General features: G+C 37.5%; 20 protein-coding genes. 15 read left to right on the forward strand and 5 right to left on the reverse strand.

What is annotated here, in order from left to right:
* The first annotated feature begins 119 nt into the window (after positions 1-119).
* Positions 120-965, forward strand: coding sequence for an MBL fold metallo-hydrolase (locus tag PCNPT3_RS07255; protein ID WP_041771463.1), 846 nt, complete (start codon positions 120-122; stop codon positions 963-965).
* Between the two features lie 230 nt (positions 966-1195).
* On the opposite strand, the gene PCNPT3_RS07260 is transcribed toward PCNPT3_RS07255, so the two are convergent.
* The 3 genes from PCNPT3_RS07260 to PCNPT3_RS07270 form a co-directional block, all read right to left on the reverse strand.
* Positions 1196-3427 carry an Ig-like domain-containing protein gene (locus tag PCNPT3_RS07260; RefSeq protein WP_015465227.1) on the reverse strand — a complete coding sequence of 744 codons (2232 nt, stop codon included), beginning with the start codon at positions 3425-3427 and terminating at the stop codon, positions 1196-1198.
* A 940-nt stretch (positions 3428-4367) separates the two neighbouring features.
* Entirely contained in the window at positions 4368-6593 is a 2226-nt protein-coding gene (locus PCNPT3_RS07265) for an Ig-like domain-containing protein (protein ID WP_015465228.1), read from the reverse strand.
* Positions 6590-7837, reverse strand: coding sequence for an OmpA family protein (locus tag PCNPT3_RS07270; RefSeq protein ID WP_015465229.1), 1248 nt, complete (start codon positions 7835-7837; stop codon positions 6590-6592). Before PCNPT3_RS07270 ends, PCNPT3_RS07265 begins: the two co-directional genes overlap by 4 nt.
* A 1083-nt stretch (positions 7838-8920) precedes the next feature.
* Between PCNPT3_RS07270 and PCNPT3_RS07275 the strand changes: the two genes are divergently transcribed.
* Both PCNPT3_RS07275 and PCNPT3_RS07280 read left to right on the forward strand, forming a co-directional pair.
* Positions 8921-10489 carry a hypothetical protein gene (locus PCNPT3_RS07275; protein WP_015465230.1) on the forward strand — a complete coding sequence of 523 codons (1569 nt, stop codon included), beginning with the start codon at positions 8921-8923 and terminating at the stop codon, positions 10487-10489.
* A gap of 1552 nt (positions 10490-12041) precedes the next feature.
* A complete protein-coding gene (locus tag PCNPT3_RS07280) occupies positions 12042-12593 on the forward strand; it encodes a hypothetical protein (RefSeq protein WP_015465231.1) in 552 nt (183 codons plus the stop codon).
* A gap of 216 nt (positions 12594-12809) precedes the next feature.
* Here PCNPT3_RS07280 and PCNPT3_RS07285 read toward each other — a convergent pair whose 3' ends face one another.
* Positions 12810-13304, reverse strand: coding sequence for a hypothetical protein (locus tag PCNPT3_RS07285; protein WP_015465232.1), 495 nt, complete (start codon positions 13302-13304; stop codon positions 12810-12812).
* Positions 13305-13533: 229 nt separating this feature from the next.
* On the opposite strand from PCNPT3_RS07285, the gene PCNPT3_RS07290 reads away from it, so the two are divergent.
* Complete coding sequence (locus PCNPT3_RS07290) at positions 13534-13863, forward strand: hypothetical protein (RefSeq protein ID WP_015465233.1); 330 nt, start codon at positions 13534-13536, stop codon at positions 13861-13863.
* A 58-nt stretch (positions 13864-13921) separates the two neighbouring features.
* Positions 13922-15292 carry a hypothetical protein gene (locus PCNPT3_RS07295; protein ID WP_015465234.1) on the forward strand — a complete coding sequence of 457 codons (1371 nt, stop codon included), beginning with the start codon at positions 13922-13924 and terminating at the stop codon, positions 15290-15292.
* 12 nt (positions 15293-15304) lie between these two features.
* Here PCNPT3_RS07295 and PCNPT3_RS07300 read toward each other — a convergent pair whose 3' ends face one another.
* A complete protein-coding gene (locus PCNPT3_RS07300; protein ID WP_015465235.1) occupies positions 15305-16492 on the reverse strand; it encodes a tyrosine-type recombinase/integrase in 1188 nt (395 codons plus the stop codon).
* A 133-nt stretch (positions 16493-16625) separates the two neighbouring features.
* On the opposite strand from PCNPT3_RS07300, the gene sbcB reads away from it, so the two are divergent.
* From sbcB to PCNPT3_RS07350, 10 genes are all read left to right on the forward strand, one after another.
* A complete protein-coding gene (gene sbcB / locus PCNPT3_RS07305) occupies positions 16626-18083 on the forward strand; it encodes an exodeoxyribonuclease I (RefSeq protein WP_015465236.1) in 1458 nt (485 codons plus the stop codon).
* Between the two features lie 30 nt (positions 18084-18113).
* Positions 18114-18662, forward strand: coding sequence for a hypothetical protein (locus tag PCNPT3_RS07310; RefSeq protein ID WP_015465237.1), 549 nt, complete (start codon positions 18114-18116; stop codon positions 18660-18662).
* A gap of 187 nt (positions 18663-18849) precedes the next feature.
* Positions 18850-19803, forward strand: a complete 954-nt coding sequence (cysK, locus tag PCNPT3_RS07315; RefSeq protein WP_015465238.1) for a cysteine synthase A — start codon at positions 18850-18852, stop codon at positions 19801-19803.
* Between the two features lie 403 nt (positions 19804-20206).
* Complete coding sequence (locus tag PCNPT3_RS07320) at positions 20207-20464, forward strand: HPr family phosphocarrier protein (protein ID WP_015465239.1); 258 nt, start codon at positions 20207-20209, stop codon at positions 20462-20464.
* Between the two features lie 94 nt (positions 20465-20558).
* Positions 20559-22280 (forward strand): phosphoenolpyruvate-protein phosphotransferase PtsI, encoded by a 1722-nt coding sequence (gene ptsI / locus PCNPT3_RS07325; protein WP_015465240.1) that lies wholly within the window; start codon positions 20559-20561, stop codon positions 22278-22280.
* Between the two features lie 117 nt (positions 22281-22397).
* Positions 22398-22907, forward strand: coding sequence for a PTS glucose transporter subunit IIA (gene crr, locus PCNPT3_RS07330; protein WP_015465241.1), 510 nt, complete (start codon positions 22398-22400; stop codon positions 22905-22907).
* 111 nt (positions 22908-23018) lie between these two features.
* Positions 23019-23369: an ArsC family reductase gene (locus tag PCNPT3_RS07335; RefSeq protein ID WP_015465242.1), complete on the forward strand. Its 351-nt coding sequence runs from the start codon at positions 23019-23021 to the stop codon at positions 23367-23369.
* A 10-nt stretch (positions 23370-23379) separates the two neighbouring features.
* The gene (gene dapE / locus PCNPT3_RS07340; protein WP_015465243.1) at positions 23380-24513 is read left to right on the forward strand and encodes a succinyl-diaminopimelate desuccinylase; all 1134 of its coding nucleotides are present in this window, start codon (positions 23380-23382) and stop codon (positions 24511-24513) included.
* On the forward strand, positions 24507-25193 hold the full coding sequence (locus PCNPT3_RS07345; protein WP_015465244.1) for a M15 family metallopeptidase: 687 nt from the start codon (positions 24507-24509) through the stop codon (positions 25191-25193). Before dapE ends, PCNPT3_RS07345 begins: the two co-directional genes overlap by 7 nt.
* Positions 25194-25222: 29 nt before the next feature.
* On the forward strand, positions 25223-25603 hold the full coding sequence (locus PCNPT3_RS07350) for a PilZ domain-containing protein (RefSeq protein WP_015465245.1): 381 nt from the start codon (positions 25223-25225) through the stop codon (positions 25601-25603).
* Positions 25604-25743: the final 140 nt, after the last annotated feature.

Consider the following 25743-nt stretch of genomic DNA (forward strand, 5'->3'; position numbering starts at 1 on the left):
AACGAATGTAAATAAGCCACATGATAGTTGGCTTTAACCCTGCATCACTCATTTTAACCCGCCCTTATTTCCCTCTTAGTGGGGATTAAGCGCGCATGATATTTTTAGGTAATTTAATTATGATACTTACATCTTTGATTGATAATAAAAGATTAAATCATCGATCCGATCTCGCAATAGAAAGAGGACTCTCCATCCACGCGAGCACCATGGGAAAAAGTATCTTGTTTGATGCAGGCAGTAGCCGCGCCTTTTGCGATAATGCAGCTTTATTGAACGTTGATATTAAAGAGGTTGATGTGGCCATTATTTCACATCGTCATCATGATCACTGTAATGGCATCACCCACTTTCTTGAGGAAAATTTAAAAGCTCAGGTATATCTGCGAGAATGCGAAGACACCCATTATTTTTTCAAAACATGGGGGTTTAAAAGTGATGTCGGGTTAAATAAACAATTACTTAGCAAAGCAAGCAATCGTTTGACCTTTATTAATAAAATGACCGAGATATTACCTAATATCTTCATCATCACAGATTTAAGTCATCAACATGCACAGCCAAAAGGGAATCAATATCTTTTCACTGACGCGGGTGATGGTTGTAAACCTGATACCTTTGATCACGAATTATTACTTGTAATAAAAGAGGAAGACGGCCTTATTGTCTTTACCGGTTGCGCGCATAACGGTGTTCTTAATATGATAGACACTGCGCTGAATCATTTTCCCAACACACGAATTAAAGCGGTTGTGGGTGGTTTCCATTTAGTAGGCTTGCCCTTATTTAATAGCATGGGAGCCACTAAGAAACAGATCGAAGACGTCGGAACATTAATGTTAGATCTCCCCGTTGATAAATTCTATACAGGGCATTGCACAGGGATGAAAGCCTATAATATTTTAAAAGGTGTACTTGGGGAGCGCTTAGAATATTTTCCAACGGGTCGTAGTGTCAATATCTGACTTTAAATATGCCTCTAAATTTCAAAAAAACAATAGATACCAGTCTTTGTAAAATTTAATGAGTTAGGTCTTTTATAGTGGATATATAAAAAAAAGGATTGCCTGAAAGGCAATCCTTTTTTTCATAGATTAATGGCACTATCAGAAGCTAAAAAACACGCCCTAAATGCCAACTTATGATGGTCATTTAAAGGTGAAAATTGAAGCTGTGTTCAAATTTAAAAATATACTCATTGTTCCGCTTTGACACAAATCGTATACAAAGAAACATCACCCTTGGATTCAATCCAACCTTGCCCTTCTGGCCACAATGTCATTCGGGCAGCCCTTCCTAACTGCTCAACCCAATAGTCCTCGTATTTTAATGGCCAGCCGTAGTTGAGGTAAAGCGCCGCATCCGTATCATTATGCTTAGTTTCTTTGTAAAGCCGACGAAGTTCGGTTAGCGTCGGTAAACGCTTGCCTTGTGAAGCACAAAAATCCCTCGCTTGCTCTTGAGTAAATGCAACACCTCTCATACCGACAGGAGACATTTTACCATCCGTTTCAACTCTCACTTTAGTATATTGAGCCTCTAACAAATCAGCCTGCTCTTGGGTCGGAGGGCAGTCATATATGAGGCCATCTTGCGTTATCGAGGGGACAGAGCAAGCGGTACTCTGCTCAGGGATGATGGATAAGAAGATTTTGCTAGAAGTAAAACCTGCATATGAAGCAAAAATACCCACATGCTCAACAGAATGGCTTACGGCCACTGCTTTGTAGTATGGGGCCTCAGAGCCGTCAGTCATACTTGCGGTGGCACTATTGGTCGTCTGCCAGATTATATCCGCATCATTTGTCACATCCCTCCACTTCCCATCACTGAATATTACTTTTGCGGTAAATTGTCGACGAGAGCCTAAAGTAAGCTCATTTGTAGACGGTGAAGTTACTTCTAATCTAATCATTACCGCTTTCGTTACTTGAAGCTCACTGCTAGTAGCACTAAACGTTTTTTGGCCGACTAGCAATGCAGTAATCGTTGCACCCGTACTTATATTCACACCGGTCGCAATTCCGGTGTCCGAGTCTATAGTGAATTTATCAATATCACTACTTTTCCATGATAAAGCAGAATCGGTAGTAACATCGACAACGGAGCCGTTAGACAGTGTCGCGAACGCTTCGAATTGCTCCGAGAATCCTTTCGGTATACTGAGTGTAGAGGGAGTAAGGATAAGGCTTTCGACCAAAGCATTGATGACTGTAAGTTTCACGACTTTACTGTAATGATGGCCATCAATAGAGCCTGCAGCTGTGATATTCACGGTGCCAGGTACTAAACCAGTGGCTATTCCCGTGTCGACATCGATGCTCGCAACAGAAGTATTATCGCTAGTCCATGAGATAGCGGATCCTGCCATAATATCGATAACCGAATCATCGGACAGTGTTGCTTGCGCTTCAAATTGTTGCGAAAGCCCTTCGATTATAGTCGCTGTAGCGGGAGTAACGTGAAGGCTTGTAACGATAGCATCGGTGACGGTAAGTGCGACATGTTCAGAGAAATGATGACCATCAGCAGTGCCTGATGCACTGATGCTCACATCACCTGTTATTACACCTGTCGCAATTCCGGTATCGGTATCAATGGTTGCTATAGAGGGGTTGTCACTACGCCAGGATAGGGCTGGATCGGTAGTTACATCGATAACCGAGTCATCAGACAGCGTAATGAGTGCTTGAAATGGGCGAGAGATGCCGACAGCGAGACTCGCTATAGCAGGAGTAACTTGAAGGCTTGTCACGATCGCATCGGTGACTTCAAACTCAACTGTTTGAGTAAAAAAGCCTTTATTCGCAGTGCCTGATGCAGTGATGTTCACCGTCCCAACTGCTACACCTGTCACCCATCCTGTATGGGTATCGATGGTCGCAACAGAGGTATTATCACTACGCCATGATAAGGCAGGATCGAGAGTTACATCGATAACCCAATTATTAGTCAGCGTAGCTTGTGCTTTGTATTGTTGCGAAAACCCGACGGGGGCACTCGCTATCGCGGGAGTAACTTGAAGGCTTGTCACGTTAGCATTGATGACAGTTAGCTCAACTATTTCAGTAAACGTCTTTTCATCCGTAGAGCCGGTGGCAATAATATCTACTATCCCTGATTTTATAGCTGTAACAGTACCCGTGTTAGGCTCAACAGTGGCGATAGATGTATCACCACTACTCCACTTCAAAGCGTCATGTGTCGTAATATTCACAGTAGTATCATCGAACATAATAGCCGTCGCTTTAAACTGTTGATGCAACCCCACAATAACAGACGCTTTGGCGGGAGTAATTTGCAACGCAGAAACACGTTCCCCTAATTCAGGCGCGTCCTTAACACCTTCACTTTCATTATCATTATCACATGCTGTAAGCATTAATGAGGCTAAAAAAAATAAAACATACTTTAAATGATTAATCATTGTCCATTACCGCCATTATTTGATGTACTGTTTATTACTTCCTCTGTCATGCTTTTTTCAAACTTGAGCACCGGTCTACTCTCTTTAAAATGAGTTCCCACCCTCGTAAACCGACATAGCATGGGCTTTTTTATGAGCATCACTATAGTCGCTAAATTCACTGCTAATCGAGTGTTCTACTTGTGCGTAAACAGGCACTGAAAGTAAAAATAACACAGAAGAAAAAACCTGTTTTTACATTTTATTCGAATTAAAAATGAAACCTAAGGAAGAGATAAAACACGTTTAAGTCTGCCTCTATTTATCCTTTACCTTCGAAGAGTTAAACGATGCTGACTTGAGTACTTAAAAGTAAGAGAAGGATGCATATGTGATCAATCCATTATTTATAAGCGTTATACTGATGATTCAACAACACTTAGTGTTCAGTGTATTTTTAGGGATTGTTAGAGTGCCAACCTAAATTGAGGGTAAGTATCAAACTAAATATCCACCTGCGATCAGATAGTTTTGTACTTTCTTATGATTAAGATAGTAAAAAAATAAAGAACTGCCACAAAAATGTTTTTTTATTGAATTGATATAGGGGGAAATCACAAAAAATTCAAAGCATTGCGATGTTTCTACTGACAAGTCTTTAAAGTCGAGAGCAATGATCCCCCTTCTTAGCTAAATTAGTGCCTAAAAATTTTAACTTTTCGATTAGACCCAAGTCTTTGTAATGTTTGCAAATTTAGGTTTTTATAGTGGATATATAACAAAAAAAAATGATTGCCTGAGAGGCAATCATTTTTATATAGATTAATAGAACTATCACAAGCTAAAAAACACGCCCTAAATACCAACTTATAAGAGTTATTTGAAGGTAAAAGCCGCATTCATGACGAACCTAACCCTACATAAGTAAAAATTTAAGCCGTGTTAATATTTTAAAATAGACTCACGTCGCCGTTTTTACACAAACGGTGTACAAATAAGCCTCCTCAGCATATTCAATCCCATTGCTATCCGGCCACGTGGCCATATTGACACCAATTCCAAAGTTATCAGTCCAATAATTCTCATGTTTTAGTGGCCAACCGTAGTTGAGGTAAAGCGAGGCATCTGTATTATTGTGTTTAGTCGCTTTGTAAAGGATACTAAGTTCATCTAGCGACGGTAAACGCTTACCTTGTGATCCACAAAAATCCATCGCTTGAAATAGAGTAAACGCAACGCCTTCCATACCGACAGGAGACATTTTTCCATCCGTTTCAACTCTCGAGATAGTATAGTTAGCATCCAATAAATCAGCCTGCTCTTTGGTCGGAGGGCAATCATATATGAGGCCATTTTTAGTTATCGAGGGAATAGAGCAAGCGCGACTCTGCACAGGGATGATAGCTAACTCGACTTTATTCGAAGTAAAACCGGCATATGAAGCAAAAACACCTACATGCCCAACAGAATGGCTTACTGCCACCGCTTTGTAGTATGGAACCTCAGTCTCGTCGGTCATACTTGCGATAACACTATCCGTAGTCTGCCAGATTAAAGCCTCCTGACTCATCAAATCCGTCCTCGTCCCATCACTGAATATTGCTTTTGCAGTAAATTGCCGACGAGAGCCTACAGTCAACTCATTTTTGGACACTGAAGTCACTTCTATGCCAACCATTACCTCTTTCGTTATGCTAAGCATCGCATCAGCATTTAACATTTTCCCTTTTCTCGATAGCAATACGCTAATCATTACGCCAGAAGTTTCATTCACACCTGTCACTATCCCAGTGTCCGATTCTATCGTGGCTTTATTAGTATCATCACTGACCCATGACACAGAGGGATCGGTAGTAACATCGACATACAAACCATTAGACAGTGCAACGTACGCAGAGAATTGCGTCGTGAGCCCTCTAGCAACACTAAGCTCACCGGGATCGATCATAAAGCCATCCACTGTGGCCTCGGTTACTGTCAGAGTAACGCCGTTACTATAATGATGGCCATCATTAGAGCCGGCTGCTGTGATAGTTACCGTACCGGGTACTAAACCAGTGGCTTTACCCGTCTCTGCATCGATGGTTGCAACAGACGTGTTATCGCTACTCCATGAGATAGAGGATCCTGTCGTAACATCAATAACCGAACCATCGGACAATGTTGCTTGCGCTTCAAATTGTTGCGAGAGCCCTTCTATTATCGTGGCGATAGCAGGCGTAACGTGAAGGCTTGTAACGATAGCATCGGTGACGGTAAGTGTGACGTGTTCAGTGAAATAATGACCATTAGCAGTGCCTGATGCAGTGATGTTCACATCTCCCTTTATTAGGCCTGTCGCAATTCCGGTATTGGTATCAATGCTTGCTATAGAGGGATTATCACTATGCCATGATAAAGCGGGATCGGTAGTCACATCGAAAACTGAATCATCCGACAGCGTAACGAGTGCTGTATATGGTCGAGAGATGCCGACAGCGAGACTCGCTATAGCCGGAGTAACTTGAAGGCTTGTAACGAGAGCACCGGTGACTTTCATCTTCACAGTTTGAGTAAAAAAATCGCCATTCGCAGTGCCTGATGCAGTGATGTTCGCCGTACCCGCGGTTAGACCTGTCACAATACCCGTATTGGTATCGACGGTCGCAACAGAGGTGTTATCACTACTCCAAGATAGAGCCGGATCGGTGGTCACATCGAAAACCAAATGATTAGTCAGCGTAGCTTGTGCCATGTAGTGTTGCGATAATCCAGCGGGGATACTCGCTACCGCGGGAGTAACTTGAAGGTTTATCACGCTAGCACTGATGACGGTAAGCTCAACTTTTTTAGTAAAAGGTTTTTCAGCAGCAGTAGTACCGGAGACCATAATATCCACTGTCCCTGACTTAACAGCGGTAACAGTGCCAGTGTCGGCATTGACAGTGGCGATAGAAGTGTCACTACTGCTCCACTCCAGTGCGTCATGTGTCGTAATATTCATTGTAGAATCATCGAACATAATAGCCGTCGCTTTGTACTGTTGACTCAACCCGACAATAACAGAAGCTCTAGCGGGAGTAACTTGTAAATCAGAAACAAGTTCCCCTAATTCAGGCCCTTCCACAAGACCTTCACCTTCGTTATTACACGCAGTAAGCATTAAGGTGGCGAAAAAAAACAAAGCATATTTTAAGTAGTTGATCATGATCTATTACCACCATTATTTGAGGTGTTATTTATTACTTCTTCCGTCATCATTTTTTCAAACTTGAGCTCAACACGTCTATTTTCAGCTCGACCCGTTGCCGTTTTATTGCTAGCTACGGGATAGAATTCTCCTTCACTTTTAACAATAAGACGTGATGAACTGATACCTTCACTGATGATATAATTAGCAACCACTTTCGCTCGTTTTTCTGATATCCACTGATTATATTTCACAGATCCGAGGTTATCAGAATAACCAGTAATAATGATATTTCCTTCTTTTGATTGAAGTGATTTCATTATCAGATCAATCAGATCTGGATTGGTTTTAAATTGTGACGAATTGACACTAAATAAGGCATTTGTGACAAAATACGTTTTTTTAGCAACAAATACAGGTGCAATGACAGGAACGGATGTCACAATAACAGGCTCAGCAATAATAGGTTCAGAAATAAGAGGAGCACTAATAGCAACTGCACTGAACAATTTTTCCTGTCCAAAATGATAAGTTAAGCCTAATGAAACAAAGTGCACATCAACGTGCGTCAGATCGTTCTTGCCAGTATCATCTATAAACTGGTATTCCCCACGAAGCGACCAGCTAGTTGATAGCCGATAATCCAACCCCACAGCGGAAACGACTCCCCAGTCACCTACCAGCTCTTCTGTGGGCCATATACTCTCTTTATGAGCGTGTTGATAGCTGGCCCCAACGCGAAGATAAGCATCTAAAGACTCAAATAGATCGTAAGAAAATACGCCTGACAGCTCACTGCCCCAGGTCTCAACACTAACCTTATTCGTTCCGTAATAAGTGGCACTTATTGAGCCATAGTCAGTTAAAGCGGCTTCAAGTGCAAACCATGACGTAAATTGATAACCCCCATAAAAACCGTATCCTAAAGTATCATCGTTGCATTTTGAACTGCCGCTTGAACACGCCTTTTCAAAATTTGCCCCCCCCCCTCGTAAACCAACATAAACATGGGAATTATTTTGACGTGTATCACGATAGTCGCTAAATTCGCGGCTAACCGCGTTATCTACTTGTGCGTAAGCAGGCACTGCAAGAAAAAATAACACGGCAGAACACAAAGCCTGTTTTTTAATTTTATTCAAATTAAAAGTGACGTCGAAGGATGAGGTAAAACACTTTTTAATCTCTCGACATTTATCATTCACCGTCGTAGGAGTAAAATGATAACGACTTGAGCAGTTAAAGGTATTAAAGGGATGCATATGTAATCAATCCATTATTTATAAAAGTTAAGAATTATGAGTGGTGCTCATAATTAAACGCCACTTAAGATTCTTTGTATTTTTTGTATTTTTTGAGGTTGTTATAATGCGGACTTGAATTGAGGGAGAGTATCAAACTAAATACCCACCTGCGATCTGATAGCCTTGCACGTTATTGTGCTTAATATAGTAAAAAAATAAAGAACTGCCACCAAAGTACCTTTTTATTTATTTAGAGAGCGAGTAAATAAAAAAAATTGTGATGCTTTTTAATTTTAAACCACGACGGCCTTTACTACGAGACAGTTATTTTGAATAACTCTTAAATACCTTGCCAGTACCTTCTCTTCTAGTGACCTATTTTTATTAATACGCGCAAAAAAACTATCTACGGTGTACCGCTATAACGTTCTACATTAATAGAGGCATGTGACATAACATATTTATTAACGGTTGAATGGTAAAGAGCTTTAGAAATTTTACACAGATATGAAAGCCTATAAAACCTTAAAAGAGGTACATGGAGTGAACTATAAATTCTACTTACCATTTAAGCATAAAATTCATCATGTACATATCACAAAATAATGTTAACCTATTGTTTATAAAAACTTTTAAAGCTACAGCTTATTTTATCAATGAATATTAGTAAGTATGCGTTCTAATACCCTGTTAGTCGCCAATGTGTTTTATTTTGTGGTAAAGAAAGCGGTCAGTAATGCTGCATTCGATATAGCGATATTGAATTTCAATATATTTCCGTCAGCACTGAGCATCAAAAAAGCACATTCACTTTAGTTTTAAATAACTGGATTTTCATTCTTTTCACTGAGTTTTATAATACCGTGAACCAGTATGTAGCCCGAAAAATCAACAGACAGTAGTTAGATTTCAACTCTGGAAACTAACAAGAACAAACAGTTTGACGCGTTTGAGCTTAGCTTATTTTTGCAAAAGAAAAAGCGCAAAAACTATTTTATGCCCGCACTGTGTTGTGGGCGTTATATTTATTTTAGGCTTTACATTTAGTCAAGTGGCTAGCCTATTCCTATCAAAAAATTTAAATTATAAACGGAACAAAAAATGAAAAAAATCAACCTTCTATTTATGTTACCAATCGTAGGATTACTATTTTCTTGTGGTACTGATGACAGCGACGATCCAGAAAAAAAAATAACACATTACAAGATAACAGGTCATGTTATAGATATAGTAGGCGCTGATGTTTTTCTTGACTTGAATCAAAACGGTAAACGTGATAATTCAGAGCCATCAGATGTCAGTGGTCCAAAAGGTTATTATTCTTTTAATGTGAAAGTTGGGACGGCACCATGCTTAGGTGTTACACCTATTGTAGCAACTGTTGATGGGGCTAAAGACGGTGTTCGTTTTGTTTCAGGTGGGTCAATTGATGGCATGTTTACACTGGTACGCCCACCCAGTTATTATATAATTTATGATGAAACTGAATACGCAAGTAAGAATATTAGTGTTATTACAACGATGAGCTGGGCGCCTGTACCACTCCCTATTAATTTAGATGGAACCATGGGCGCATGTCGTAATGAAGACTCGACTGACTTCTCTCCTTATGCCGAACAACAAAAAATATTTTTCTCCTCAAAAGAAAAGTATCAAGATCTTTATAAAGATTTAGAGCCTTTGGCCGTTAATGATTTGTTACAAACTTACATTAAAATTGCAAGCAAAAAAAATCCCCAAGAAGAATATCACAAGGTTGGTTATGTCCTATCCCCAAAGGACGGCTTTGACATCTACACGCCAAGCTCATTTGATGTTTTAAAGTTCGACTTTAAATCATCAAATAACGAAACAAAAACATACCAAGAAACAATATCAGAGTTAAACGGTACGAATGTAGGTTCTTCTATGGACTACAGTAAATCATTTAGCAGTGAAAAATCATTCTTCGATTTTCACAAATACAATCCTGAAAACGATATAAGTAAACTTAATGCTTTTCCCAGTCTTGTTAAAGTTGGAAATACGCAAACAAAAATTCATAACTATGAATCAAATACATGTAAAATGAAAGAAGCCGTTGTGTTTTTAAGTCAAGAAGATATGTTTACACGCGCAAAAGAAATTGAAAATGTTATTTATAATGACGGCGACTGCCCTTCTTTCTATAAGGGTGTATTTTTTGATAAAGCAACAATAACAATTGCACACTATTCAGGAACTGACTTCGAGTCTATCCTAAATTCTACAAAACGATATGCGGCTAAAAAGAAAGCCACTGGATATGACTATTCAGTGTATTTTGATTTCAAATCCGGTTTTAAACATGGATTAACAGATGGTGGTACATACAACATCAACAACCTGGCTAATCTTTCTACACATGCAAGAACTGCGCATCAAGATATATGTGCAAGTTCAAACTACAAAAGTGGATATTTAAGTGCAACTTCAAATTATGCATCACTATCTTATGGAAACGACAAACCTTTAATACAAGAAGAATCATATACCTATAAGTTCGAAATATTAACTCCAGATACACTCCCTACAGGAATTTGCTACACAAGCTCGACCGTTATCAGTAATCTTAGCATCGATAAATACGGATATGTAGCAGAAGATAAAAACGCACAGGTTATATACGAAGATAAAACAAACCGTTTATAACTATTATTTATAGCGAGTTTTCAGTGAGGGAAAATTTGTTGAAAATAATGTCGGGATCACCCAACTAAATGAAAGTGCAGTAGTCAGACTCTTTTGTATGGCTACAACTCTTGGCTTAATAGCCTCTGTCATTATTTAGTACCAAGATTAATCCCGTTCGGTGCAGATTATTCTGCACTTAACAGATCTGAGGCTCAGTCAAGTCTAATAATTTTACTAGCCCCACATCTAACTCTTGCGCGGTACCAAATTCATAACAAAATACTATTTCTGCATTAAATGCCACCTTGTCTCATAACACCTAAAAACAAGCACGAACTAATTTATGTGTAGCGCGTTTAATGGTAACAATTTGATTTGGTTTAGCTAACTTTCGTTGATAATAACTTTTAACGGTTTTGTTATAACGAACAGAATAATTGACGACTTAGAGCACCGCTCATATTTACTTATTTACTTATTTACTTATTTACTCCTAAGATCATAAATAGCCCCCTACGTTTTCATCCACGCTTTATGCTCATACCAAAAACATACCTATTTTAATGGCATATATTATTTTCACACGTAGGGTATTGAATCATTTAATGCTATCTATCACCAAGATGTAAAATAAGCTAAAATATGTACCATATTAGAGATAAACAACAAAATAACCTTCAACGGTTAATGGCATAGAGTCAATGAGGCCTGCAATGGAAAAAACACAACAAAAACCGACATGGGTAAATACCAACAATGAGCCCACTTTATACTGGCACGATTATCACAAGGTATTCATTACCATTTGATATTAAAGAGTATTATCTAAAATCACTGTATTTGCGGACAGTGCTTGGTACAAGGTTATTCATAGATAAACGATATTGTGAATTACTTATTTACTAAAAAACACGTATATCTATGATATGCAATATTTTCCGGTTCATAACCTTTAAATAGTACTTTTATATTTAGCATAATTAATTGGTTTATAACTGCAGTTAATGTTTTTTTATGAAAGTTCCCTTCTTCTTTTTAATTTAATCCCCTTAAGCGTGGTTTATTGTTTTTTGAAAAATAGACTAATATTATCTTACTTTGCCATATTTAATAGATTATAAAAAGGTAGATTAACTTTCTGATAATTTAAAATAAAATATAATAATCCGCTATTTAAAGGAAAACTATATGATCGGTTCTATTAAAACGATCGTTACAAATGAAAATGGTGATGGTGGATACTATTGATTTGTTTTAGTGTACGGTGATCCAAAAGGTTACTATTTCACAAAAAAATATTACATAACCTTCCTGTCGAAGATGTCAAAATAGATGATAAAATAAAATTTGAAACTAATGACGTAGAAAGACTTGTGAGTGACTTGATTTTTCTAGGGGGATTATTTTATTAGATAGACTTTTTTAACTCATAAAATAGCTAATAATTCTTATCAGGCATGTAAATATATTTTCAAGCTATAACAAATTTTATCTAATAAGTATTAGTAAGCATAAAATCTAATACTTATTAGGTAAATATACATTTATTCATAAACTAGGGAAGTAAAGAATGATAAAACATCTAATATCGTTAATTATTTTGGCAACTATAACTGGTTGTGTAAATACACTCGATGATCTTAATAGTGGTTTAGCCTCTATTAACACAACCTTAAATAACACAACCTTAAATAACACAACCTTAAATAACACAACTAATAATAATGTAAAAAAATTATCTCCTAGTGAACTTGATAGATTAGATAACCTGCTTCTAGTGTCATCCAAAAATGATGCGGTGCGATCTGCGATAAATGAAGCGAAAGTAAATATTAAAGCAGCTATTAGTCTCGATGCATGTAGTGCAAGCCGAAATAAAATGACAAAATATGCAGCTCCGGGTTCAATGATAAAATATTATCGTCCTCCTATGAGTTCAATGAGATACCATAATTCGGATGCAAATCAGTGTCTAAATGTTGTCAGAGTTCAAGGTATGAAAATGCTGGCCAAAAATGCAATGGCTTTTGAGGTGACATATGAATCAAAGATAAGCGATGAAGTTGCAACTATGAAGTATCGCATGCTCAAGCAACCTTCAGGAGAATGGCTGTTCGAATAAAACCAGCCAATAATCCCTATTTAAAGCAGATTATCAACACTGTTACATTGGTTGAAAAGACAAATAGCACATTGCGTCAGCATTGCTTTCGACTCATGGCCTGTTAGCTATCCATACAAATGACAATGGTTTTAAATATTCACTCACATAAACAGAGTGCTATTTCTACAATGAAATAACACTCTGTTTTGTTATTTTCTAGCCACAAAATCACAATCAATAACTCAGCATCATATTGCCTGTGTCTAATTTTATGTTTGTACCTTTATCGTTCTTAATTTTGTCGATACTGATTGGCTTTTCAGATTTTATTGTTAACGACACTTCAGCCTTGCTTTTCATTACATAGTTGGTTAATGGTGGCACTTTGGATATAGGGCTTAGGTTTTCAGAAAAACTATTTTTTGATGACCAACGAGAGTGCTTGTTAAGCGTATCGTTGGTTGTGATGCCTAGTTTTACGTTTTTATCTTTTAGTTTTCCAAGCTTAGTATTGAGTTTATCAACTTCATCACCCGCCTCTTCTGCAGACGTTTTCCAACCATCGGGGATAAGTGCATCAGGTAGCATTTGTATCAATGATTTAATACCTTCCCATACCCACCCTATCGCCTCGCCAACGACTTTTAATACCACATCAAATCCAATGAATTTATCGATTAAATAACCTATTCCAACAACGGCCGCCAATGCAGCTGCAACCATTAACATAATGGGATTCATCATAATAACGGAGTTGAGAGTAATGAACGCTATTTTTAAGATAAGCAAGATCGCAGTTACTTTAGTGCCAAAATTGTAAAGCAAACAAACTTTTTAGAAATAGCGCCTCCCATTCGTTTATACGGCAATGGATCTCCTAAGTATCAATTGAAAGACGTTTTGAAATTTATTGAAAGTAGAAAACAACACCACTGTAATTAAACTCGAAAGGCTTACCATGATCAGAAATTATAAAAAAAATGATTTGAAAAGCGGGTTCGTGGGTGTGCGAGTTGCGGTTAGCGTAGGAGGAAAGCTTAAACAAAAATGGTTCGCAAACAGTCTATTTGCGCAACCAACTGCAATGAGATTAGCAGAGGACTTAGAAAATAAATGGCTAGGGATGCAACTTCAACATCAGCGTAATAATGTAATATCCCTACATTCAAATGCAGGATTTATAGGAATTTGCTTTTGCATATCACTATTTATAATATCCCAGCCCCCCCCTTTTTTCTTCATTCCTACTTTCAAAAAAAATGTAATTATGCGATTTACATTCAATTAATTTTCAATTACCATCCGTTTTTATCAAGAATGTATATATTTAAAGGAATAAGTATAAAATGCGATATAGTCTTCTACTTTTTATAATGTTGGTATTAAATGGTTGCGGGGGAAAAGATAAAGATATGCCTATTGGCGCCATATCTACCACTGAAAACAATGTAATCTCGACTCTTTCACCTGATAGCCTTGATACAGAATTAGATAACGGTACCCTTGAAATTTTTCATCCGCATGAAAATACACCTATAGACTTAAACTCTTCTAATGTTCTATTAAATCAATCATATGACGACCAAAACAAAATACCTTTAATTGGAACTCAATTAGTGGGCCGATTAAAAATAAACCCTAATAAAACTTATCAAACACAATGGGTTATTGGCGAGAAAGGCAGTCCCAATTACCAAGTTTATGATAAAGGGATCTGCAACATTGAGCAAGTAACAGATAATTGTATCTATAATATCAAAAAATCAGATGCAGGACATAACATCAAATTTTGTGTAATAGTAAATAACAATAAGACTAGTTGCTCAAAAAGTATTTTATTACCTAAAATTTCATTTAATGGAATACTTAATTATAAATCTACTATATATACAAAACTAACTGGATTCTCTGATGATATTGCAATTCAATGGCATGTGAGCGCAGATGATGAATTGATTGCATCAAATATTTATTTACCTGCCATTTCGAAAGATTACCAAGGAACATCTTATCAATTAAGCTCAGCGGATGCCAAAGTAGAAACATATTTATATCACTATTTATTTTTTTGTATTGAAGATAATAAAAACAAATGGGTGCAACAATGTTTTAACGTAGGTGAGTTTACCCCTAATACTTTAGCTATTACAGATATTATGGGTGATAAAAACACTATATATGATGCTGACATTTATAATGGAGCTGCTAACAATAAAGTCGTTGGAGGCATACTCTATAACTCTTATAATACAAACAGAATGATTGGGCCCCTCGCTTATATTGATGGCCAAAGAAAACTTTTTGATGGTCTTTCTCATTATCGGCTATTTCGGCCTATGACTAATGCTGAAATTAAACTAGCTAAACTACAATTATCATCAAAAGGATCCAATGACGAAAATAACCTATACCCTCATTTATTAATCAATGTACACGGCGATAGCTATTCTTATGGTTATGCCGAAGAAGGTTTTACACTAATAAAAAGTGCTAATGAATTATGCGATAAAACAAACCAACGTTTTCAATTAATAGATATTAAGGACTTCGAAATATTAAACTTTTCTGATTCTGGATGGCCTAAAGGTTACTATGTGAGTAACACTAAATCAACATCCAATGGTGTTGTGCTGTATCACATTTATAAAAAAGAAGTCAGTAAATACTCTAGCGACATCGAAGGTACGGTTGCTTGTAGTGCAAGTTATCTATCTTAAACAATGGGTGTATTATGAGGCAGATTTAAGAATCAGTAACTCTTTCTCTAGCAGTTCATAATACAACTCATAACCCAATAACTGTTCATCCAGCCAATCATGTTTGTTATAAATTGCCATGATCCCACCGAGCTCATGGCCAAGCATCTTTTCAGTAACATGTGGCATAACGCCATTTTCACTTAATCGAGTAACAATTGTTCGTCTAAAATCATGCGGTACAAAATATTCTAATTTCATGCGATCATTTAAGCGTTGTACAAAACGATTTTGGGCATGACTTGTTAATGGCTTTTTAAATGATTGACCGGGTATCAAAAATTCACGACCATTGCCATACGGTAAAGTTAAAGATTTAATTAACTCAATAACTTTAACCGACAAAGCACGCCTGATTGCTTTTCTCGTTTTAGAACGATCCGCTGGCAATATCCAAATGCTTCGTTGTAAATCAAATTCTTCAAGTCGAGCTTCTCGAATTTCACTATTACGTGCACCGGTTAAAATCAACAGTTGTGTACAAACCCGGCAGCTAAGTGCCGCACGACTTAATTCAATCTCACGCCATAATTTTGCAACTTCATACCATTCTAAAGTTCGCTCTCTTCTACGCTGATGCTTACCAACAGCTAAAGTAGGAATATCAAGTAAGTGGCTCTGCCGAATACGCCCGCGAGATTTAGCCCAACGTATAAACGTTTTAAATCGCCTTAATATATTTCCTGCATTTTCTGGTGAGGTATCTTTATTAATACGATCAAAAAAGGCTATCCATTGTGTATAGCTATAACGTTCTACATTAATAGAGGCATGTGGCATGACATATTTATTAACGGTTGAATGATAAAGTGCTTGAGAAGTTTTACTGAGTTCTTTATCTACACGAAGCGTTAAAAACTCCTGAGCAATATTACCCAGTAACTCCTGATCTGATCCATTACCTAATAAATGCCTTGGATCATCCCCATTAAACACGGCACGCCTGAGTTTAATGACTTGCTCTCGTGCTTCTGCTAGTTTAATCTCAGGATATCGGCCTAATTTCATGCGTTGGGACTTTCCAAACCACTGGAAACGGAAATTAAAAATAACAACAGCAGTTTTAGATATGCGAACAGTTAATCCGTCACGATCAAAGATTTCTGCTTTTCCTGTATAAGGCGCTCGAATATTTCGTATTTTTGTGTCTGACAAAGCCATAAGTCACCGAGGTACAAAGCAAGTTAAAATTAGGTACAAACCGAGGTACAAAAAGAATAGTTAGCAGACAATAACAAGAAACAACACTAACCACCATAAAATGATAAGAAGTATAGAGGATTTGAGGCCTGCAATGGAAAAAACACAACAAAAACCGACATGGGTAAATACCAACAACGAGCCCACTTTATACTGGCACGATTACGAAACATTTGGGCTCAGCCCAGGTAATGACAGACCGTCTCAGTTTGCGGGGATCCGCACCGATCTCGATCTTAATATTATTGCAGAGAAAGATGAATGGTTTTGTCAGATCCCTCGAGACTATTTGCCCGAGCCAGTTGCTTGTTTAATAACGGGGATCACCCCGCAACAAACGTTACAACATGGTATTCCTGAAAATGAATTTATTGACAATATTAATCAGCAATTTAGCCAAGCTAACACGTGTGTTGTCGGTTATAACAATATTCGCTTTGATGATGAAGTCACCCGTTTTACGTTATATCGTAACTTTGCAGATCCTTACCAACGCGAATGGAAAAATGGTAATTCACGTTGGGATATTATCGATCTGGTACGTGCTTGTTACGCATTACGTCCCGAAGGGATCAATTGGCCCGTTGATAACGACGATGTTCCCTCTTTTCGTTTAGAATTATTAAGTAAAGAAAACGCACTTGCACATGATCAAGCCCATGATGCAATGTCAGATGTCTATGCAACGATTGCCGTTGCTAAGTTAATTAAAGAGAAGCAACCTAAGCTATATAACTATTATTTTAATTTACGCAATAAAAAAACGGTCTTAGAAACGTTAAAAGTGGGATCATTTACCCCTCTTATGCATGTTTCTGGCATGTTTCCCGCTTTGCAGGGGTGTATCTCTTACATTTTGCCCATCTGTATGCACCCCACCAATAAAAATGCAGTCATTGTTGTCGATTTAGCAAAAGATTTAACTAACTTAGAAAGTTTATCGGTTGAACAAATACGCCAATATATGTACAGCAAAACAATCGATTTACCCGAAGGGATCACAAGACCGGCTCTAAAGCTTATACATTTAAATAAATGCCCTTTTGTTTCTCCTGCAAAAACATTATCTGAATCGAGAGCGGATGAATTAGGTATTGATAGAATTCAATGCAGAAAATCATTAAATTTCATTAAAGAAAATTTGGCACTGGTCGATAAGCTATATGCAGTCTATAATACAGCACACGCGCCAAAACAAGGACTGTGCGCCGAAGAGATGTTGTACCATGGCTTCTTTAACCAAGAAGATAAGCAACAAATTGAAGACGTGAAACACAGTAACTGGCAAGTACTGGCAAATAAAACGTTTCATTTTAATGATGCGCGTTTAAAAACACTCTTATGGCATTATCGAGCGCGTAATGCGCCTGAAACGATGAGTGAAGAAGAGCAAGATAAGTGGGCAAGAGAATGCCAAGCTTATGTTCTCGACAATACTCAGCAATATATTGAAAAAATTGATGCGCTTGCATTGGAGCATCAAAACGATGTGGCAAAAATAGAAATATTGCAAAAGCTACATCATTATTTACAATTTTTAACTGGCCACTAAGTGCCATTACATCTATAAAAAGAGGGACGTATGTTACAAGCATTATTACTCATTACATTATTTTTCTCTTTTAATTGCTTTGCAAAGGCGATCCCCGCCAATGCTTTGCAAGTAGAATTCCAACAAAGTAATGCTATTGATAACAAAGTACCACGCACTACACTGGACTCGTTGTATGCATTGCCTAAAAACACCTACACTTACATTAGTGATGTATTGGGATCTTTTTATAACGTCGTGACGTTAAGAAAAGCCAAAAAACGTGAAGATGTTTTACACTCTAGTGCGTTCTCTATCCCGCTTATTAATGATCATAAGAAAGGCTTTCAATTTGAAGTGTTTGGTCGCCTATCCGATCCTTCGCTCGATTATCTAAGCAATTTATCGGCTGATCATGCACTGTATAACTATATTAGTAATACAAGACAAGTCGATATAAATGACTATGATCTTTCTCTTGGAGCAGGCGTTAGTTTTCAAACTGGAGAAAACAGCCGAATAAAACTTATTATCTCTAATAGTGAGATCCCAGGTTTTGGCGATAGCACCACCCTACTTGGCTTCGAAACGCGTTTTTAGCACTTTCTTAGAACATACCCTACAATATTATCTTTACTACTCGCTAAAGATTAAAAACGCGTGCTAAGCGCACCAATTATCAACACCCATCAAAATAGCTATATCTTATAATCAAATATTAGTTTGCCACTTTTAAACTTAGGTTATGCTTACCTTTACCCAATATCTTTAATGTATAGGAAATTCAATGACTAAGATCTTCACCGATAATTCACAAACAATTGGTAATACCCCTCTAGTACGTTTAAATAATGTTACTGGTGGCAATGTATTTGCTAAAATAGAAAGTCGTAACCCAAGTTTTAGTGTGAAATGCCGTATTGGCGCCAATATGATCTGGGAAGCTGAAAAAAATGGCACATTAAAAAAAGGTATTGAATTAATTGAAGCAACAAGCGGTAATACAGGCATTGCACTGGCTTTTGTTGCAGCCTCTCGTGGTTATTCGATCACATTAACGATGCCAGATACCATGAGTATCGAGCGCCGTAAATTACTGCTAGGCTTAGGTGCAAAATTAGTCCTAACCGAAGGCGCATTAGGTATGAAAGGGGCGATAGAAAAAGCAGAAGCCCTCGCCCAACAAGATCCCGATAAATATTTAGTTTTACGTCAATTTGAAAATCCAGCTAACCCACAAATTCATGAAACCACCACGGGCCCTGAAATTTGGAACGACACGGATGGCAATATAGATGTTTTTGTTGCAGGAGTTGGAACTGGTGGCACTCTAACGGGTGTAAGCCGTTATATTAAGCAAACACAAGGCAAAGCGATTATAAGCGTTGCTGTTGAGCCTGCGGACTCACCTGTCATAAGCCAAACACTCCGAGGTGATACAATACAACCCGGACCACACAAAATTCAAGGTATTGGCCCCGGCTTTATCCCTAAAAACTTAGACTTGTCATTAGTTGATCGCGTCGAAACCGTCAGTAATGAAGAAGCCATCGAGATGGCGCGATTATTAATGGAGAAAGAAGGTATTTTAGCTGGAATTTCATCAGGCGCTGCCGTTGTAGCGGCCGCTCGTTTAGCTAAATTAGACGAATTTAAAGATAAAAATATCGTGGTTATTTTACCAAGTTCTGGTGAACGCTACCTATCAACAGTGCTTTTTTCTGGGATTGGCGAAGAATAACCCTCTAAAAAAAATATAAATGTTGCAAAAATGTAGCAAAAAAGAGAGTAAAAGAAAGTACAAATAATGATAATTTTTTTTATTTGTAAAAAATAAATGTTTTATGCCTAAAAAACAGTCAGCATTTTAATTCTTTGCTCTTTTTTACTTATAAAAGTAAAAAACAGATTGACCTGTCTTAAGTAATTAAGGATTATTTAACAACTTTTGAATATTGCTCTACGTCATAAGCGTAAAAAATATATTTACGCTTATCTCAAACTTGTGACTAAAAATTTGACCTAGATTAAAATCTTTGTGTTCATTTTTAGTTATTTTAATAAGACCAATATTATTCTTCGTGGTAGTGAGGCTTTCTTTTAGTCTCATTATCGCATTAATTTTTTTTACTTAAGGTGTTCCCATGTACCAAAAAACTGTAACTATCACTGCGCCGAATGGCCTACATACTCGTCCAGCAGCTCAATTTGTTAAAGAAGCTAAAACATTCGCTTCAGATATCTCTGTTGAAGTCGGCAGCAAATCTGCAAGTGCAAAAAGTCTTTTTAAACTACAAACATTAGGCCTTACTCAAGGTACTTCTGTTAACATCAAAGCTGAAGGCGCTGATGAGCAAAAAGCAGTTGATGCTTTAGTTGAATTAATGGCAACATTAGTCTAGTTGCATTGAGATAAAACACAGCTTTGCTTGCAGAACTGTGTTTTATGCGTAAAAAAGTATTTAGATTTTTAGTTTGTATTTTAAAGGATTGATTATGATATCTGGCATTCTTGCATCTCCCGGCATAACCTTTGCGAAAGCGTTGTTATTAAAAGAAGAAGAAATTTCTCTTAATACGGGAAAAGTTGATGATATTGACCTGGAAATTAGCCGTTTCCTAACTGGGCGCGGAAAAGCTTCCGCACAACTGACAGTAATTAAACAAAAAGCCTTAGAAACATTTGGTGAAGAAAAAGAAGCTATCTTCGAAGGTCATATCATGCTCCTTGAAGATGAAGAGCTAGAAGAAGATATCGTCTCTTACATTAAGAAACATAACTGCTCTGCAGATTATGCGATCCACCAAATTGTAGAAGAAAATGCGGCGATGTTACAAGCATTAGAAGATCCTTACTTGCGTGAACGCGCAGCGGATTTTCGTGATATCGGCATGCGTTTACTTAAAAATGTTTTGGGTATCAATATTGTTAACCTTAGCAATATCAAAGATGAAGTAATTTTAATTGCTAATGATTTAACCCCTTCTGAAACAGCTCAGATCAATTTGGATAAAGTATTAGGTTTTATCACCGATATCGGTGGTCGTACTTCACATACTTCTATCATGGCTCGCTCTTTAGAAATTCCAGCGATTGTGGGTACTACCGACATTACGCAACGTGTTAAAAATGGCGATATGATCATCTTAGATGCGATTAATAATAATATTATTATTAATCCTTCAGACGCTGAATTAAGTGCAGCAAAAAAATTAAAAAGTGATTTCATTGCAGAACAAGACGAGCTTGCTAAATTAAAAGATCTTCCCGCTATCACGCTTGATGGTCATCAAGTAGAAGTTTGCTCAAACATCGGTAACGTTAAAGATACCGACGGTGCAAAACGTAATGGCGCAGAAGGTGTTGGTCTGTACCGCACTGAATTCTTATTTATGGATAGAGATCGTCTACCCACTGAAGATGAGCAATTTTTAGCTTATAAAGATGTCGTAGAAGCGATGGAGGGTAAAGCTTGTATTATCCGCACCATGGATATTGGTGGTGATAAAGACTTACCTTACTTAAATCTTCCTGAAGAAATGAATCCTTTCTTAGGCTGGCGTGCAATTCGTATCTGTTTTGATCGCCCTGAAATAATGAACCCGCAACTGCGTGCATTATTACGTGCATCAGCATTCGGTACTATCCGTATTATGTTCCCTATGATCATTTCAGTTGAAGAAATTCGTAAACTGAAAATCATTGTAGATACGTTAAAAGCGGAATTAACATCTGAAGGCAAAGCCTTTGATAAAGACATTCAAGTCGGTGTTATGATTGAAACACCAGCGGCGGCGGCCATTGCTCACCACTTGATCAAAGAAGTTGATTTCTTTAGTATTGGTACCAATGATTTAACGCAGTACACACTTGCCGTTGATCGTGGTAACGAAATGATATCTGCGCTTTATAACCCAATGAGCCCTTCTGTCTTAACGATTATTAAAACCGTTATTGATGCTTCACATGCTGCCGGTAAATGGACGGGTATGTGTGGTGAGCTTGCAGGCGACGAACGTGCTACCTTGTTATTACTCGGTATGGGCTTAGATGAATTTTCAATGAGCGCTATTTCTATTCCAGCGGTTAAGAAAATCATTCGTAACACACAATTTTCAGAAGTAAAAGCGTTAGCAGATAAAGCATTATCTGTCGCAACCGCAGCTGAAATTGAAACATTAGTTAATGACTTTAACAAAGCAAAAGGCATTAGCTAATTATATAAACGGGTAAGGATCATTGTTTCACTACCCGTTTACACTTTGTTCTTTACACATCATATATTTAACATGGTATTATAATAGATACCTATTAATAAAATTTGGAGTTACACCATGGGTTTTTTTGACTCAATTAAAAAAGCAATGAGCGGCAATACAAGCACTGAACAAACAATTGATATCATTGCACCTTTGTCAGGTGAAATTGTTGCTATCGAAGATGTTCCAGACGTTGTTTTTGCAGAAAAAATCGTCGGTGATGGTATTGCAATTCGTCCTACAGGCAACAAAATGGTTGCTCCTTGTGACGGCGAAATTGGTAAAATCTTTGAAACAAACCATGCGTTCTCTATTGAATCTGATAGCGGTGTTGAATTATTCGTACATTTCGGTATTGATACCGTAGAATTAAAAGGCGAAGGTTTTACGCGTATTGCACAAGAAGGCCAAAAAGTTAAAGCCGGTGATACTATCATCGAATTTGATCTTGAATTCTTAAAAGCAAATGCAAAATCAATCTTAACACCTGTTGTTATCTCAAACATGGATGAGCTTAAAGAGCTACAAAAAATGTCTGGTAACGTAGAAGTGGCCGTTGATCCTGTTTTAAAAATCATCAAATAAGTCACCTTGTACTTATTTGTTTAAAAAGGGCCAGTTTACTGGCTCTTTTAGTTTCTCGCATTCCTAAAACTTGATATATTGAAGCTCAATACAATTTAGAGCAGACTTATCATGAAAACAATTTTATACGGCATCCCTAATTGCGATAGTATCAAAAAAGCACAAAAATGGCTGACCCAACAAGCCATTCCTTTTACCTTTCATGACTACCGTAAACAAGGTTTAGATGAAGCACTGCTACAATCATTTTTAGAACGTTTTACTTGGCAGGAACTCCTCAACAAACGCAGTACCAGCTACCGCGCCTTAAGCACTGAGCAAAAAGACAATCTCAATCAAGATAATATTCTTAGCCTATTTTTAGAATTTCCAACATTGATAAAGCGCCCGCTTTTGCTGCACAATGATGCGCACCTGCTTGGCTTTAAAGAAGCTCAATACCAATCTTTATTCACTTTATAAAGGGATCCCTATGCGCAGCAGCCCCGTAATTTCATTACTTAAAAACCTCGTTAACCGCCCCTCTGTGACGCCCAATGATGCGGGCTGTCAGACGCTACTCATTGAGCGTCTTGAAAAGTTAGGCTTTACATGTGAAGTCATGCATTTTGAAGATACACTCAATTTATGGGCGCGTCGCGGTACGCAAAGCCCTTTATTTTGCTTTGCAGGCCATACAGATGTTGTACCAACGGGTCCAGAGCATTTATGGAAGTTCCCCCCTTTTCAAGCAACCGAGTCTGATGGAAAGCTCTATGGGCGTGGCACTGCCGATATGAAAGGCGGGATAGCCGCCTTTATGATTGCCGTTGAACAATTTATTGCACAACATCAAGATCACCAAGGCTCTATTGCAATGCTTATTACCAGTGATGAAGAAGGACCTTTTATCAATGGTACAACGCGCGTTATTGATTGTTTAGAAAAACGTAATGAAAAAATTGACTATTGCATTGTGGGAGAGCCCAGCAGTACGGAGCAAGTCGGAGATGTGATTAAAAATGGGCGCAGAGGCTCACTCACTGCCGATATTCGTATTATAGGCAAACAAGGCCATGTTGCTTACCCGCACTTAGTTAAAAACCCCATTCACAGTTGTTTAAGCGCCTTTGCTGAGCTTAGCAATGAAATGTGGGATAACGGTAATGCTTATTTCCCACCCACCAGTTTTCAAATCACCCAATTTAATGCCGGTACGGGGGCGAGTAATATGGTGCCAGGTGATGCACAGCTACAGTGCAACTTTCGCTATTCAACGCAATTAAATAGCGAGCAAATAAGCGCGCGCCTAGAAGCGATTTTAGATAAACATCAACTCAACTATGAAATTAACTGGACTTACAACGGTAGCCCCTTTATCACTACGCCCGGCTACTTAACGGATGCCGTGAGCGACGCTATTTTTGAAATAAATGGCCTTAAAACAGAGTTATCAACCAGTGGAGGCACCTCTGATGCGCGCTTTATTGCTCCAACAGGCGCACAAGTCGTTGAACTTGGTGTGTGTAACGGCAGTATTCATCAAATAGATGAGAATGTTAATATTAATGATGTTGAGCAATTAACGCTTATCTATCAACGCATTTTAGAGAAGTTATTATGCTAAAAACGCAATTAACAGGTCAAGTCACCTCACATTTGACCCAATTACACAAAAACATCTATCTTCACCATGATGTGAAATTGCCTTTTCTCGCTTTACAACAAAGTGCAAAAGAAGCCGGTTTTGAGCTTCACATTGCCAGTGGATTTCGATCTTTTGAGCGCCAAAAAAATATTTGGAATAATAAATTTGGTGGTAATGTTGCTATTTTAGATAAAAATGAACGCCCTCTTTTAAAGGCCACGCTGTCTGATTTAGATAAATTATTTTCCATTTTACACTGGTCTGCTTTACCCGGTGCCAGTCGCCATCATTGGGGGACTGACTTTGATATTTATGATGTTAAGCAATTACCTGCGCAACAAACCTTACAATTAAAAACCGCGGAGTATGATCAAGGTGGTTATTTTTATGATTTATGCGCTTGGTTAGATGAAAACATGCAAAAATTTGGATTTTATTTGCCTTATCGTACTTATCAAGGAGGTGTCGCCAGAGAGCCTTGGCATATTAGTTATTTTCCGATTTCTAAACCTGCACTAGAAGAATTTGATCTAGATCTTATTTTAACACTCATTATCGAAAATAATGTCCTTGGTAAATCGCTTATTTGTCAGCAATTACCTATGATATACAAACAGTATATTTGTAATATCAATGCACCAGAGCATATTAGCAAATAGATCTCTAGTTAACTTAGTAGGAAAAAATCATGTCAGAAAGACGTAAATTTTCAAGGATATCTTTCTCGGGCCACTGTTATTTAAGCGAGAAAGTGGACACTCAAGAAACACAATGGAACAGTGAATTACTCGATATTTCATTAAATGGCGCATTAATAAAACGTCCTGACCAATGGCAAGATCATGACAATAAAGCGTTACAATTTAATCTTAAATTCGAGAATTCTGACGTAGAATTACGCATTAAAAGTGTAGTTTGTCACCAAGAAAAAACCTGTCTAGGGATAAAGTTTATTGCCCTTAGTTTAGAAAGTATTTCACATATTAAACGCTTAGTTCAACTCAATTTAGCCGATGAAAGTTTATTAAACCGAGAAATATCACAACTCATCAATATTGATCCTGAATAAAGAAATAAATAAAATTAACCTAATAAACGCGGGAATAAATACCCCGCTCTTTTTTATATAAATATATATAAAAATATTTTTTAAAATCAAAATCGATGGAGACCTTTAAAAATCAACGATCGGCATTAATTACAGTCTTT

The organism is Psychromonas sp. CNPT3 (genome assembly GCF_000153405.2).
Classification (GTDB): Bacteria; Pseudomonadota; Gammaproteobacteria; order Enterobacterales; family Psychromonadaceae; genus Psychromonas.

What these genes read in the sequence shown, in the direction of transcription:
- PCNPT3_RS07320 (WP_015465239.1), top strand. Translation starts at nt 20,207, where the DNA reads ATGTACCAAAAAACTGTAACTATCACTGCGCCGAATGGCCTACATACT.
- PCNPT3_RS07285 (WP_015465232.1), bottom strand. Translation starts at nt 13,304, where the DNA reads ATGTTAATGGTTGCAGCTGCATTGGCGGCCGTTGTTGGAATAGGTTAT.
- dapE (WP_015465243.1), top strand. Translation starts at nt 23,380, where the DNA reads ATGCGCAGCAGCCCCGTAATTTCATTACTTAAAAACCTCGTTAACCGC.
- PCNPT3_RS07255 (WP_041771463.1), top strand. Translation starts at nt 120, where the DNA reads ATGATACTTACATCTTTGATTGATAATAAAAGATTAAATCATCGATCC.
- PCNPT3_RS07350 (WP_015465245.1), top strand. Translation starts at nt 25,223, where the DNA reads ATGTCAGAAAGACGTAAATTTTCAAGGATATCTTTCTCGGGCCACTGT.
- cysK (WP_015465238.1), top strand. Translation starts at nt 18,850, where the DNA reads ATGACTAAGATCTTCACCGATAATTCACAAACAATTGGTAATACCCCT.
- PCNPT3_RS07295 (WP_015465234.1), top strand. Translation starts at nt 13,922, where the DNA reads ATGCGATATAGTCTTCTACTTTTTATAATGTTGGTATTAAATGGTTGC.
- PCNPT3_RS07335 (WP_015465242.1), top strand. Translation starts at nt 23,019, where the DNA reads ATGAAAACAATTTTATACGGCATCCCTAATTGCGATAGTATCAAAAAA.
- PCNPT3_RS07260 (WP_015465227.1), bottom strand. Translation starts at nt 3,427, where the DNA reads ATGATTAATCATTTAAAGTATGTTTTATTTTTTTTAGCCTCATTAATG.
- crr (WP_015465241.1), top strand. Translation starts at nt 22,398, where the DNA reads ATGGGTTTTTTTGACTCAATTAAAAAAGCAATGAGCGGCAATACAAGC.
- PCNPT3_RS07280 (WP_015465231.1), top strand. Translation starts at nt 12,042, where the DNA reads ATGATAAAACATCTAATATCGTTAATTATTTTGGCAACTATAACTGGT.
- PCNPT3_RS07300 (WP_015465235.1), bottom strand. Translation starts at nt 16,492, where the DNA reads ATGGCTTTGTCAGACACAAAAATACGAAATATTCGAGCGCCTTATACA.
- sbcB (WP_015465236.1), top strand. Translation starts at nt 16,626, where the DNA reads ATGGAAAAAACACAACAAAAACCGACATGGGTAAATACCAACAACGAG.
- PCNPT3_RS07345 (WP_015465244.1), top strand. Translation starts at nt 24,507, where the DNA reads ATGCTAAAAACGCAATTAACAGGTCAAGTCACCTCACATTTGACCCAA.
- PCNPT3_RS07270 (WP_015465229.1), bottom strand. Translation starts at nt 7,837, where the DNA reads ATGCATCCCTTTAATACCTTTAACTGCTCAAGTCGTTATCATTTTACT.
- PCNPT3_RS07290 (WP_015465233.1), top strand. Translation starts at nt 13,534, where the DNA reads ATGATCAGAAATTATAAAAAAAATGATTTGAAAAGCGGGTTCGTGGGT.
- PCNPT3_RS07310 (WP_015465237.1), top strand. Translation starts at nt 18,114, where the DNA reads ATGTTACAAGCATTATTACTCATTACATTATTTTTCTCTTTTAATTGC.
- ptsI (WP_015465240.1), top strand. Translation starts at nt 20,559, where the DNA reads ATGATATCTGGCATTCTTGCATCTCCCGGCATAACCTTTGCGAAAGCG.
- PCNPT3_RS07275 (WP_015465230.1), top strand. Translation starts at nt 8,921, where the DNA reads ATGAAAAAAATCAACCTTCTATTTATGTTACCAATCGTAGGATTACTA.
- PCNPT3_RS07265 (WP_015465228.1), bottom strand. Translation starts at nt 6,593, where the DNA reads ATGATCAACTACTTAAAATATGCTTTGTTTTTTTTCGCCACCTTAATG.